Origin of the sequence: Xenorhabdus taiwanensis (genome assembly GCF_036512875.1) — a bacterium.
GTDB classification, from domain to species: Bacteria; Pseudomonadota; Gammaproteobacteria; order Enterobacterales; family Enterobacteriaceae; genus Xenorhabdus; species Xenorhabdus taiwanensis.
This window is the reverse complement of record NZ_AP028978.1, coordinates 3322181-3335360: the sequence shown is the minus strand read 5'-3', so window position 1 is coordinate 3335360 and position 13180 is coordinate 3322181. Positions and strand designations below refer to the sequence as shown.

Annotated in this window: 13 protein-coding genes; 8 read left to right on the top strand and 5 right to left on the bottom strand. The window is 42.0% G+C overall.

Annotated features, from left to right (window positions below):
• The first annotated feature begins 7 nt into the window (after positions 1-7).
• Positions 8-424 (top strand): tail fiber assembly protein, encoded by a 417-nt coding sequence (locus tag ACE1SE_RS15450; protein ID WP_374051174.1) that lies wholly within the window; start codon positions 8-10, stop codon positions 422-424.
• 143 nt (positions 425-567) lie between these two features.
• On the opposite strand, the gene ACE1SE_RS15445 is transcribed toward ACE1SE_RS15450, so the two are convergent.
• Positions 568-999 carry a biopolymer transporter ExbB gene (locus ACE1SE_RS15445; RefSeq protein WP_374051622.1) on the bottom strand — a complete coding sequence of 144 codons (432 nt, stop codon included), beginning with the start codon at positions 997-999 and terminating at the stop codon, positions 568-570.
• Positions 1000-1032: 33 nt separating this feature from the next.
• Positions 1033-1872, bottom strand: coding sequence for a RexA family antiphage protein (locus tag ACE1SE_RS15440; RefSeq protein ID WP_374051621.1), 840 nt, complete (start codon positions 1870-1872; stop codon positions 1033-1035).
• Between the two features lie 422 nt (positions 1873-2294).
• Between ACE1SE_RS15440 and ACE1SE_RS15435 the strand changes: the two genes are divergently transcribed.
• Positions 2295-3203 carry a DUF2829 domain-containing protein gene (locus tag ACE1SE_RS15435; protein WP_374051620.1) on the top strand — a complete coding sequence of 303 codons (909 nt, stop codon included), beginning with the start codon at positions 2295-2297 and terminating at the stop codon, positions 3201-3203.
• An 8-nt stretch (positions 3204-3211) separates the two neighbouring features.
• On the opposite strand, the gene ACE1SE_RS15430 is transcribed toward ACE1SE_RS15435, so the two are convergent.
• Positions 3212-3448, bottom strand: coding sequence for a hypothetical protein (locus ACE1SE_RS15430; RefSeq protein ID WP_374051619.1), 237 nt, complete (start codon positions 3446-3448; stop codon positions 3212-3214).
• A 152-nt stretch (positions 3449-3600) separates the two neighbouring features.
• Complete coding sequence (locus ACE1SE_RS15425) at positions 3601-4692, bottom strand: tyrosine-type recombinase/integrase (RefSeq protein ID WP_374051618.1); 1092 nt, start codon at positions 4690-4692, stop codon at positions 3601-3603.
• A gap of 87 nt (positions 4693-4779) precedes the next feature.
• Here ACE1SE_RS15425 and dusA point away from each other — a divergent pair, with 87 nt between their 5' ends.
• Positions 4780-5817 carry a tRNA dihydrouridine(20/20a) synthase DusA gene (gene dusA / locus ACE1SE_RS15420; protein ID WP_374051617.1) on the top strand — a complete coding sequence of 346 codons (1038 nt, stop codon included), beginning with the start codon at positions 4780-4782 and terminating at the stop codon, positions 5815-5817.
• Between the two features lie 25 nt (positions 5818-5842).
• On the opposite strand, the gene ACE1SE_RS15415 is transcribed toward dusA, so the two are convergent.
• Positions 5843-6826: a quinone oxidoreductase gene (locus tag ACE1SE_RS15415; protein WP_374051616.1), complete on the bottom strand. Its 984-nt coding sequence runs from the start codon at positions 6824-6826 to the stop codon at positions 5843-5845.
• 184 nt (positions 6827-7010) lie between these two features.
• On the opposite strand from ACE1SE_RS15415, the gene dnaB reads away from it, so the two are divergent.
• From dnaB to ACE1SE_RS15390, 5 genes are all read left to right on the top strand, one after another.
• Entirely contained in the window at positions 7011-8420 is a 1410-nt protein-coding gene (gene dnaB, locus ACE1SE_RS15410) for a replicative DNA helicase (RefSeq protein WP_374051615.1), read from the top strand.
• Positions 8421-8523: 103 nt separating this feature from the next.
• On the top strand, positions 8524-9603 hold the full coding sequence (gene alr / locus ACE1SE_RS15405) for an alanine racemase (protein WP_374051614.1): 1080 nt from the start codon (positions 8524-8526) through the stop codon (positions 9601-9603).
• Positions 9604-9671: 68 nt separating this feature from the next.
• Positions 9672-10865, top strand: a complete 1194-nt coding sequence (locus ACE1SE_RS15400) for an amino acid aminotransferase (RefSeq protein WP_374051613.1) — start codon at positions 9672-9674, stop codon at positions 10863-10865.
• Between the two features lie 444 nt (positions 10866-11309).
• Positions 11310-12041 (top strand): RNA ligase family protein, encoded by a 732-nt coding sequence (locus ACE1SE_RS15395; RefSeq protein ID WP_374051612.1) that lies wholly within the window; start codon positions 11310-11312, stop codon positions 12039-12041.
• Positions 12038-13165, top strand: a complete 1128-nt coding sequence (locus tag ACE1SE_RS15390) for an AAA family ATPase (protein ID WP_374051611.1) — start codon at positions 12038-12040, stop codon at positions 13163-13165. The genes ACE1SE_RS15395 and ACE1SE_RS15390 overlap by 4 nt, the downstream gene beginning before the upstream one ends.
• Positions 13166-13180 lie beyond the last annotated feature (15 nt).

The following is a 13180-nucleotide window of genomic DNA, read 5'->3' as shown; positions in this document are numbered from 1 at the left end:
GTGAAATATGTACGTTTATAGTGCAAAAAATAACGCATTTTACCCCATTGATTGGCAACAATTGTATATTGATGCGGGGACGTGGCCGGACGACGGGGTTGAGGTGAGTGAGGCTGTTTATCGCAAATTCATGACACCGCCAGCGGGAAAAATGTGTATAGCGGGGGATGACGGATTGCCCGCATGGGTGGATATCCCACCGCCAACACCCGAACAGTTGCAGCAACAAGCAGAACAGGAAAAACGCTACTTGCTCAATATAGCCAAAGAGAAAATTGATATCTGGCAGGACGCGGTTGACCTCGACATGGCAACTAAGGAAGAGAAGACCGCACTCCTCGCATGGAAAAAATACCGTGTCCTGCTCAACCGAGTAGACTGTTCGACAGTACCCAACATTGACTGGCCTAAAGCGCCAGAATAACAATCAGGGGCAGCGCGCCCCTGTGACATCCCCGAAGGCACCCGCTTAGATATCCGTGTCCAGATGCCGGCAGATTCGGTGTGGAATGTGAGGCAGGGGGAGGTGGGGACGTGATGGGAAAAGCCCTCGTGGGGAGGGCTGGTTTATTTTTTACTGGCTAGTAAAAACAGTTGCATTAAAAGTAGGCAAATATGTATAAAAGATGCAATTGCGATAAATAAGGATATTGTAGCTAAAGGGATGCCATTAATATTTGATATCAGCAATATACCAGTAAGAAACAAAGCCCCAAGTTCAACAAAAGTAAAGGAATACATCACCACTATTGAAGCCATGTAACCATATTTTCTTATTTTTACCATATTGTTATTTCGTATCCCAATAACAAATGTTAAAGCGGCAATTAAAATGGCTATTGTAGTTCCGGCATAAGAACTAATGGCTGTTCCTAATGAAACTTTATTAGATGAAAAAGTAACATCATTAAAATAATAACGAAAAATAAAATGTCCTAACCAAATAAAAAGATAAGGAGCAGCAACAAACGCAATAGCAGGCAATATCTTTATTTTCATTAAATTACCTCCTGTGAAAAACGTTTTACTCTCCTACATTAATCCGCTAGAAATGGACTCATTCATTGCTTTAATGATAACATGCTTTGTCCTTTCGTAGCAATTTTCCATTTCCATCGCTATTTCTTGATTTGTTGCTTTCTTGAGATTTGCACTGATAATCCCTTGTCCAGATAAATAGAAGTCAGTTAGTTGATCCCCTAGTTCTTCCCTGGCTCTTATATGAACATCACTAAATTCGTTATCTGGATTATTAATTATTTTTGATGCAACTCTCTTTATATCTTTGTTTTTTCTTGGTTTAATTATAACCTCTATCCCTTCGTAAAGCTCCTCTCTAACGTCAGAAGCTCCGAATGCAGCCAAAACCTTTTGAAACGTGCTAGTATCTGCTTCAGTTTTTAACGTTGTCCTACCAATGAACACCATGCGTTCAGTTTCTTTACTGCTGATGTTTCTTATTAATGGTTCTATGACCAAATTGTGATCGCTATTGAAATTTAATTTTTTACAAAGGTATATTTTTAATTCCCTTATGCTTGGTCCATATATTGATGAAGCATAACCTATAACGTCATTATTTATATATAAAAATGATGGAAACCCAAGAGATTCATCGCTAGCCAAACTGTTTTTTATATCCTCCACAGAAGCCGTACTTTTATTTATCTTTTTTATTAAGTCTCCATCATTTGTTTTTGTGAACAAGTATGAATGATTGCTTATTTTATGCATGTATAGGTAATACCCACTGCACTCTAAAGCGTGTTTTTCAGGGAGAATAACCGAATGGTTTATCTTGCTTTCAAGTGCTATTGAGAACTTATTGAATTCTTTGTCTTCGGTATAAACTGCATGGAAATTAAGCTTCATATCTGTTCACTTATACATAATAACGTTTTTAAACCAATTAACACCAATATCGTTAAAATTGATATTGATATAACCAATTTTCCATCTGATGTTAAAAAACATCCGACTGATTTTATTCTCATGTTTACTCAAAGCGGCTCGCCAAACTACTAGCTAAATGGGTATCATTGACAAACCAACACTCACCATACTAAATCATAATCCTAATATGTGATCGGAATTTTCCTAATCTGTGAAGTGAAAAGACAGCTAATTTATCGAAATGTGATAAAAAATATCAGATTAAAACTGTATCGTCGGTTATATTATCCTGATACCCCTTTGTACCAACCCCCACACAATCCCAATCAATTCATTCAACCCTCCTCACTCGTTAATATATTCGGACTGTCCAGCAGTTAATAATTAAACAAGGAAATAGTATGTCTGACGTTATTAAGCCTGAATGTGAATGTCCGTTCGATCCGAAACAATATCAGTGTGATTGCTTTATTGCACCAGTGGGTTCATTCTCTTGGGCGCTGATTCAATTAAAACTACGCAAACGTGTTACCCGTTCTGTCTGGGGTGATAAAGGAATGTATCTGGCGATTACACCACGTGTGAGTGACTTGGCTGTAGAAGAAGGCAGTGCTTACGCGGTTGATGGTGTAGCCGTTGGAACCAAGTACGATTACCTGACACACATCGACCTACGCAATGAGCATGGTAACCTTGTACCGTGGCAGCCAACACAGGAAGATATGATGGCGTGTGATTGGGAGTTTTTTGAAGATAAGGAAGAGAAAGAAGAGCCAGTGAAGCCTGAACCCGAACCTACTCCAGAACCAACGTCTGAACCTGAATTAAAGCCTGATTTGGATGATAGTATGTTTGCATTTGATCTTACCTTAGGCGCTGGACGTTATAGGAGTAACCAAGGGGAAAGCTCTGATGATTGGGGATATCTTGTCGATGATAGATACCTAAGTACAGGAAATGAAGCAGCTTTTGGCACCTTAAATGTAATCCAAAATAAAAAAGCCATTGAAAAAATAGATATTTTTTACTGGGGTAAAAATAATAAATCTAAAGCATCGGGGATTAACTTATTAATAAGTTCTCATGAAAATGATGCAAGTTATCAACAAATGAAAAATTTATTCAAAAACAAATCTCTTTATATAACAGTGGATAATATAACTTATAATTTGGGTATGAGTTCACCTAAAGGCTCTCACAACAAATATTATTGGGGAAATTGGTATGAAAATAATGCTGAAATAGAAAAATTAGGTGAAATATTGAAGCAAACAGGTCAAACCAAGCGCTTCTACTTCAACTGGCGTTAATCGCAACTTTATTCCCAACTTAGGCTGCGCACTACGCGGCCTTCCTCCAACCCCTTGATTTCCTTAATTTCCGGCACAGTGACAGAAATAAGCAAAATCAACAGGTTAGATAAAGGTGGGATTTGCCACCTTTGCAACTTATTGATTTGTCCGAGGCCGTCACTTTGGCTCAACCATTGCGGAAGTCCTACATGCTGGACAAAAGGATTAAACGCATTGATTTTATTATCTTTATTGGTCGACAACCCCGCTTTCCTTCCGTTTCAAACGGAGTGATTAAATACTGAGCAGCTTGATGATAACTTATTGATATTCTCGGAAACCTCAATTTGAGGCGGCCGGACATGTGCATACGGGATTATCCCGTAGGTTAAAGGGCGGATTTCTGTCCTATGGATTACTCTTCTTTCTGCTGCATTAGTTTGTTGAATTTTTCATGCAACGATTGCGGGTATAGTTCCGTATACACCTGCCATAATACATTCAGTGAACGATGGCCTGTAACTTGTGCTACCTCTTCAATGGAAAAGCCAGCTTCAAATAAGCGACTTGCACCTTCTCTACGTAGATCGTGGTAGCGGAGGTCTTCGATGCCTAGAGCGTTGCGGACTCTCTGAAATCCTGCTGTTACGCTTTTGGCGTTGTAAGGAAATATTAGTTCACTTGTTTTTGGTTGACGTTGAACTATTTCCCATGCTTCCCCCAATAACGGAACAGACATATGATTACCTGTTTTCTTTCGAGGGTCTTTCCGATCCCTCACAATGACAGACCTTTGTTTTTCGTCTACATCATCCCATCTAATTTTGCAGACCTCACCTATGCGCATGCAGCTTAAGATTGAGAAATTTAAGATATCTTCATAGGGTATTTTACCTTCTCTATGATTACTGCGCTTACGTAATCCAACAAGAAGTTTATCTATCTCATCTTGCGCAGGCCTTCGACTACGACGTTGAGACTTTCCAATCAACCCCATTTGAGTTAGTAAAGGGCGCGCTTCATATGCAGGATTTGATACATAGTCTATGTTATAGATTGGTTTGGCTGATTTTAATACTGACGTTAAGTAGCTGACATCGTGGTTAATGGTTGATGGAGTAATACCAGTAGAATGTCTTTGCTTGCAATACTCGATGACATGACTAACTGATAGCTCTGAAAGTGTTAGTTTCGCTAATTCACTATCCAAGAGCATATCTAGTACATATTTTTTAGTTCTTCCTGCTTTTCCACCCAAAGTTGGATCATTGATGTATTTGTACAGCAAATCACCGACTGTTAAATCCTCGGTATCATTCTGCGTGGGAATTCCGTTTTGTTCCAGCTCAGCCACTCGCTGAGCACCCCATGTCTTAGCGTGGGATTGTTTTCCGAATGTACGGTTCTCTCTATAGATATATTTGCCACCAGACTTAACACCAACAGTGCAACGATAGCGGACGGTGCCATCTGCGCGTGGGCGTTTTTCTATGCTATAATAGGCCATCTTTAATACTCTCCTATTCAGGTCCCCAAATTAATGGGGTTCTGTTTGGGGTGCTAATAATTCAAAAATAGCCCAAAATAGCCTGAAATGCACGAAAATATACAGATACAAAAACCTAATAAATTCACTGTAATATCAACGAGCGCGGGAGAATTCAAACCTTCCCGCTTTTCTGTTGCCCCCATGTTAGACTGGACTGACCGCCATTGCCGTTACTTTCATCGCTTATTAAGCAAGGAAGCGCTGCTTTACACGGAAATGGTTACAACAGGCGCGATTATTCATGGCAAAGGGGATTATCTGGCCTATAACGAGCAAGAACATCCATTGGCACTGCAATTGGGAGGTAGTGATCCTCAGGCATTGGCGCAATGTGCCAAGATCGCGCAGGAAAGAAGTTATGATGAGATCAATCTGAATGTGGGTTGTCCTTCTGATCGTGTGCAGAATGGCCGTTTTGGTGCTTGCCTGATGGGAGAAGCGGCGCTGGTAGCTGATTGTGTTAAGGCAATGCAGGATGTAGTGGATATCCCTGTTACTGTTAAAACCCGTATCGGAATTGATGAACAGGATAGCTACGAGTTTCTGTGTGATTTCATTGATACTGTCGTGAAAAACAGCGATTGCGATAATTTTATTATCCATGCACGTAAAGCGTGGCTATCGGGGTTAAGCCCGAAAGAAAACCGTGAAATTCCGCCCTTGGATTATCCGCGAGTCTATCAATTGAAACGGGATTTCCCTCAACTGACGCTTTCAATTAATGGCGGCATTAAATCACTGGAAGAAGCCAAACAGCATTTGCAGTATATGGATGGTGTGATGATTGGGCGAGAAGCCTACCAAAATCCCTCCATTCTGGCACATGTGGATTGTGAATTGTTTGACCAAACAGTTCCAGTGACTAATACGGTTGAGGTGGTTAAGGCGCTTTATCCTTATATCGAACAAGAGCTATCCAAAGGCACTTATTTAGGGCATATCACCCGCCATATTTTAGGGGTTTTCCAGGGAATTCCTGGGGCTCGTCAGTGGCGCCGTCATTTAAGTGAAAACGCCCATAAGCAGGGCGCTGATATTATGGTTGTTGAAAAAGCGTTGGAAATGGTGACAGAGCGGATGTAAATCCGTTCAGGAATTTTGTCTGAAATTATGGAATCAATAAGTTGGAGCCGTGGGTTGCACGGTTTTCCAGCGTCTGGTGTGCTCTTACTGCTTCTCTCAATGGAAATTTCTGATTTTCTGGGACATCCACATTGATTTTGCCGCTGGAAATTAAACCAAACAGTGTCTTGCTGGCTTCTGCTAACTCTTCGCCCGTAGTGATATAGCCATTAAGAGAAGGGCGGGTGAGAAACAGTGAACCTTTCTGATTGAGGATACCCAAATTCACTCCGGTTACGGGGCCTGAAGCGTTACCAAAACTGACCATCAAACCTTGTCGTTTCAGGCAATCCAGTGAATCCAGCCATGTCTCTTTGCCAACAGAATCATATACGATACCAACTTTTTCCCCGCCAGTAATAGCCAGAACACGTTCTACAATATTCTCGCGACGATAGTTGATGGTTTGCCATGCTCCAGCTGTTTTGGCGAGTGCCGCTTTTTCTTCTGATCCGACTGTGCCAATTAATTTCGCACCCAATGCTTTTGCCCACTGGCAGGCAATCAAACCAACACCACCAGCGGCAGCATGAAATAGAATTGTTTCTCCTGCCTGGAGCTTATGTGTTAAATTGAACAGATAATAAACAGTCAGGCCTTTTAAAAATGACGCAGCCGCTTGTTCGAACGAGATCTCATCCGGTAACAGTGCTAATTTACTTTCAGAAACGTTGTGTATTTCACTGTAAGCACCTAAGGCTGACTGGGCGTAAACCACACGATCACCGACTTTAATTGATGTCACATTGGCGCCAACTTTGGTGACAATGCCTGCGGCTTCTGTTCCCAGACCACAAGGTAGGCTGGCTGGAGGATATAAGCCACTGCGTATGTAGGTATCGATATAATTAATGCCGATGGCTTTGTTTGCGACTTGTACTTCATCGGGAGCAAGGTCAGCAGGGGTAAATTCACAATATCGGAGTACTTCTGGGCCGCCAATAGCGGATAATTCGATGTGTTTTGCCATGGTAATACTCTCATTATGTTAGAAATATTGGGAACAGCCTCGCACGTTTGCAACGAATATAGCTGCAAATAGCGTTAATATATCTGAAATCATTGCAGACTATATATAATTACTCAAGGCTGTTTTCATGGCGTATACTGATGTCCTATTTCGTTTTTTTATTTAGTGTATTGATGCGGTATACATGGCTGGAAAAAAACCAACTAACAATAGTATGGCTGAACCAAAAGATCGCCAAGTGGAAGGGCTGAAACTTCCACCACACTCTTTGGAAGCAGAGCAATCCGTGTTAGGCGGTTTGATGCTGGATAATGAACGTTGGGATAATGTATCCGAACGGGTTACTAGTAATGACTTTTTTAGCCGACCACACAGGCGTATTTTCGCTGAAATGCAGCGTTTGCTCGAAACGGGCAAACCTATCGACCTGATCACATTATCGGAATCTCTTGAACAGAATGGCGAACTTGATAATGTCGGAGGGTTTGCCTATCTTGCTGAATTGTCAAAAAATACCCCAAGTGCGGCGAATATCAATGCTTATGCTGATATTGTCCGAGAACGTGCGGTAGTACGCGATATGATCGCGGTAGCCAATGAAATTGCCGATGCAGGATATGATCCACAAGGGCGAACCAGCGAAGAGCTGTTGGATTTGGCTGAATCACGCGTATTTCAGATCGCAGAAAATCGGGCAAATAAAGACGAGGGCCCAAAAGGCATTGAACAGATCCTGGAAGAAACCGTTGAACGAATTGAACAGCTCTATCAGCGCCCGCATGATGGCGTAACAGGTGTTTCTACCGGCTATCAAGATCTGGATAAGAAAACCGCAGGATTGCAAAAATCAGATTTAGTTATCGTAGCGGCGCGTCCTTCAATGGGTAAAACGACTTTTGCGATGAACCTGTGTGAAAACGCGGCAATGATGCAGGATAAGCCTGTTTTGATTTTCAGCCTTGAGATGCCCGGCAACCAGATTATGATGCGTATGCTGGCATCCCTGTCCCGCGTAGATCAAACACGTATTCGTACCGGTCAACTTGATGATGAGGATTGGGCACGAATTTCCAGCACAATGGGAATTTTGCTGGAAAAACGCAATATGTATATCGATGACTCATCTGGTTTAACGCCAACAGAAGTGCGTTCCCGTGCGCGACGAATTTTCCGCGAACACGGTGGGCTCAGTTTGATTATGATCGACTACCTGCAATTGATGCGAGTACCTTCTTTATCTGACAACCGAACATTGGAAATTGCGGAAATATCCCGCTCACTAAAAGCATTGGCAAAAGAGCTTCAAGTGCCGGTTGTTGCGCTCTCCCAGCTTAACCGTAGTTTGGAACAGCGAGCCGATAAGCGTCCGGTTAACTCCGATCTACGTGAATCAGGCTCTATCGAACAGGATGCTGACTTGATCATGTTTATCTATCGTGACGAGGTTTATCACGATAACAGTGAACTGAAAGGTGTGGCAGAAATCATTCTTGGTAAACAGCGTAACGGCCCTATAGGCACAGTAAGGCTGACATTTAATGGTCAATGGTCACGATTCGATAATTATGCTGGACCGAGTTACAGTGACGAATAAATCCAAGTGCCTATCGTTTGTGTTCAAATAACTTTAGTCATCAACATTGAAGATAGGCTGTTATTTATCAAACCTGACTGAATAATGATAAAAAGGGGATGGAATGAAAGCGGCAACTGCTGTTATCGACCGCCGCGCTCTGCGACACAATTTGCAACAGGTGAGAGTACAAGCTCCCGGCAGTAAACTGATTGCAGTTGTGAAAGCAAACGCTTATGGACATGGTTTATTAGAAACTGCGCACACAATGGAAGATGCTGATTGCTTTGGTGTCGCTCGCATTGGGGAAGCGTTTGCCCTGCGCAGTGGCGGGATCGTCAAGCCAATCTTGCTATTAGAAGGTTTTTTTGAAGCGGCAGATCTCCCCGTTTTAGTCGTCAATCATATTGAAACCGTCGTGCATAGCATTGAGCAGCTTGAAGCCTTGGAACAGGCGGATTTGTCCCATCCGATTAAAGTGTGGATGAAACTCGATACAGGAATGCACCGTCTGGGTATCAGGATCGATGAAGCAGACGCATTTTATCAACGTCTGAGCCGCTGTCGTAATGTTGAGCAACCCGTTAATATCATCAGCCATTTTAGCCGTGCAGATGAACCTACAGTTGAAACGACCCAGCAACAAATTGAGCGCTTCATGGCATTTATTGTGGATAAAGCTGGCGAGAAATCCATCTCTGCATCAGGGGGGATTTTATTATGGCCAAAGGCGCATTTGGACTGGGTTCGTCCCGGCATCATGATGTATGGTGCTTCGCCGATGGCAGATAAAACCGCTGACGATTTTAATTTACTCCCTGCCATGACACTCAAATCCAGCTTAATTGCCGTACGTAAACACAAAGCGGGAGAAGCAGTAGGATATGGAGGTACGTGGAGCAGTGAACGAGACACATGTCTTGGCGTTGTGGCAATAGGATATGGTGATGGCTATCCCCGTAGTGCACCTGTCGGTACACCAGTATTTATCAATGGTCGGGAAGTGCCACTTGTTGGCCGTGTATCTATGGATATGATTACTGTGGATCTGGGACCAACATGTCAGGATAAAGTTGGGGACGAAGTTATCCTTTGGGGGAATACCCTGCCAGTTGAAAAAATTGCGGAGCATTCGGGGATCAGTGCTTATGAGCTGATTACGAAATTGACCTCACGTGTTGCGATGGAATATCTAGACGAATAATCAGGGTAAGTTATATTGTCTGTTATTGCACTTTTAATAAATAACACAATAGCAGGGAGTATGACGTAATGTTCCAGAATGTTGATGCGTATGCGGGCGATCCTATCCTGTCGTTAATGGAAAAATTCAAAAACGATCCCCGCGCAGAAAAAATAAATCTGAGCATCGGGCTGTATTACGATGAACAGGGTATAACCCCAAAATTACAGGCTGTTGCAACTGCTGAAAAACAAATAAACGTCTTGCCACAGTCTGCTTCTCTTTACCTCCCAATGGAAGGATTGCTTGCGTATCGCACGGCAATTCAGGAACTGCTGTTTGGCAAAGATCATCCACTATTAAACCAACAACGTGTTGCGACGATTCAAACACTGGGTGGCTCAGGCGCATTAAAAGTAGGGGCTGATTTTTTACACCGTTATTTCCCTGATTCTGAAGTATGGTGTAGTGATCCGACGTGGGAAAATCATGCCGCTATTTTTGGCGGAGCAGGCATCAAGGTGAATTATTATCCTTATTTTGATGATAAAACCAAAGGGGTAAAATTTGACGAAATGCTGGCAACATTCAAGCAATTGCCGCCAAAAAGTATTATCTTAATGCACCCTTGCTGCCATAACCCAACAGGTTCAGATCTCACCAATGAGCAATGGGATCAGGTGGTTCAGGTTGCTAAAGAGCGGGAATTGCTTCCTTTCCTTGATATCGCTTATCAGGGATTTGCCGATGGTATGGAAGAGGATGCTTACGCAATCCGTGCAATGGCAAATGCGAAGTTACCTTGTTTGGTCAGCAACTCATTCTCGAAAATTTTCTCGCTGTATGGTGAGCGTGTTGGTGGATTATCAGTTATCTGTGACGATGTAAAAGCGGCTGAACATGTCTTGGGACAATTGAAAGCGACGGTGCGCCGTATTTACTCCAGTCCTCCAAATTTTGGGGCGCAGATTGTTGCCAGGGTATTAAGCAACCCTGAATTAAAAAACCAATGGCTGGATGAAGTTGAACGGATGCGCTTGCGTATTCTGGAAATGCGGACAGTATTAGTAAATGCCCTGCAACAAGCACTGCCAGAGAAAAACTTTGACCATTTACTGAAACAGCGTGGAATGTTCAGTTATACCGGATTCAGTCAGACACAAGTTGATAGATTACGTGAAGAATTTGGCGTCTATTTGGTCGGTTCTGGCCGAGTTTGCATGGCTGGCGTGAATCATCATAACGTGCAACCCATTGCAGAAGCGTTTGCTGCGGTGAGTTAGTGATTTTTATTGCATGCACGTAAAGAAATTTAGAAAAACGATTGATAATTACAATTGTTAACTATTCCAAGCCGTTCAGTGAGCGGCTTTATAGAATATCTCGTATAATGAGATGAATTGGTCTGCCATATTACAGTTATGCCTACTGTAGCCTAAAATAGAAGATTTTTATTGGTTATTTGTGATCTAATCTTATTCGTTGTGTCAATTTATTACAGATTCATATACAGTAACCCCCTGAACTTTTAATACTTTCCTGTGACTTCAATATTAAACCCAATCGAATATCTAACTTAACTTTTTCCCATGAAAAGGTTAACTGAATGGAAATAAATAAAATGTAATACCAACTCTTGAACTCTTTCATCAGTTATTCAGATGAATATTAATCGGTAAAAGCACTATTGTTTTTATTGGGATAATTATCAAAAGAGTTAACGCATTATGGACATGCAATCAAGAAAGTATGGTAGAACGTTCCATTACCCGTTCTCGCCAGGCACGACTAGTGATGATCGTATTAATCATCATTGGTGGCACGATATGAAAAAAATTAAGCAACTTATTCATACCGAAAAGTTGGATGGTGAGAATAATTGCTTGAACCGCTATGGTGTATTTGCCCGTTCACATGCTGCAACAACACAATCGGCATGGACTCAACAAATTCGTCAGCGTTGGCAGTTGATTAAAGATGATTTAGGCGATATCGAGATCTTTGGTGAAAATCTTTATGCCATTCACTCTATTGAATATCGCCATATTGAAGAATATTTCTTTGTGTTTGCTGTGCGTATTAAAGATTATTGGCTCAGTTGGGAAGACGTCAAATTTTATGCTGCATTATTCGATTTTCCGACTGTGCCTGAAATCAATCTGCCTGAAATACAGAACGAATCGGCATTTATGCAAAATATTATTGAAATGGCAAAGCAGGGGAGTTGTTTTTCTTCGTGGGATACACAAACAGGGCAAGCATGCTCAATGGAAGGCATTGTCAGTCGAGATGCAGGCGAGTATTTGGTGACTGATTTTCCGCATCATGTTTTTAAATATGTACGAAAAAATCACGTCAAGACGGATATTCATTGGAAGCGGCATTGGCAAAGGGCTCCTTTATATTTCGAGCATCTTTCTGGTTCAGATAGATATAGTGAAAAAGGAGAAAGAGAATGAATTGGGTATTCAGTCACCATAAATCATGGGATTATTTATCTTCAACTTTCTCTTTTATCGCTGATATGGAGGGGGTTCAACAAGATCCTATTCATCATGCCGAAGGTGATGTTGCAATCCACACTCAAATGGTATTGTCTGCATTGGAGCAACTGCCTGAATATTCATTATTGGTCCCAGAAGAACAGGAAATTCTTTGGACGGCAGCATTGTTACACGATGTGGAGAAACGCAATACGACGCGGGTAGATTGGGATGGACGCATTATTTCTCCGGGACACGCGCGCAAAGGAGAGTTAACAACCAGGCAAATTTTGTTTCAGCAAATACCAACGCCATTTGCAATACGGGAACAGATAGCTGCGCTTATACGTTTTCATGGCTTACCATTGTGGTTAATGGAAAATCCTAACCCACAAAAGGCATTATTGGCAGCATCATTGCGTGTCGATACTTATTTACTAGCCTTATTGGCAAAAGCGGATGTATTGGGACGCATATGCCATGATGTACAGGAATTGTTGGGACGTATTGAACTATTTGAACTTTACTGCCGTGAACAAGGTTGCTGGAGGGAGCCACGGGTATTTTCTTCCAGCGATGCCCGTTTTCATTACTTTTCTACGGAGAGTGAACAACCCAATTATCAGCCTTATGATAACTATGGCAGTCAGGTAACTTTGTTGTGTGGATTACCGGGCATGGGTAAAGACCATTTTATCCAGCAACATGGTGAAGGTATACCTGTGATTAGTCTGGATACAATTCGTCGTGAGTACCAAATTAGCCCGGAAAATAAGAGTGCTAATGGTTGGGTTGTACAGCAAGCAAAGCAGCATGCTAGAAATAAGTTACGTGGCAGGCAAGATTTTATTTGGAATGCTACAAATTTGACAAGGCAGATGCGCCAGCAACTGATCAAATTGTTTGTGAGTTATGATGCCAGAGTTAGGCTTGTTTATATTGAACAAGACTACCAACTCTGGCGGCAACAGAATCGCAATCGTCAATATGCTGTACCGGATAAAGTGATGGATCGGATGCTTAGTAAGTTGGAGGTTCCGACACCTGAAGAGGCACATGAAGTCTGCTATGTCGTTGATTCTAAGATGTTAAATCGATAACTGCGGAATATGTTG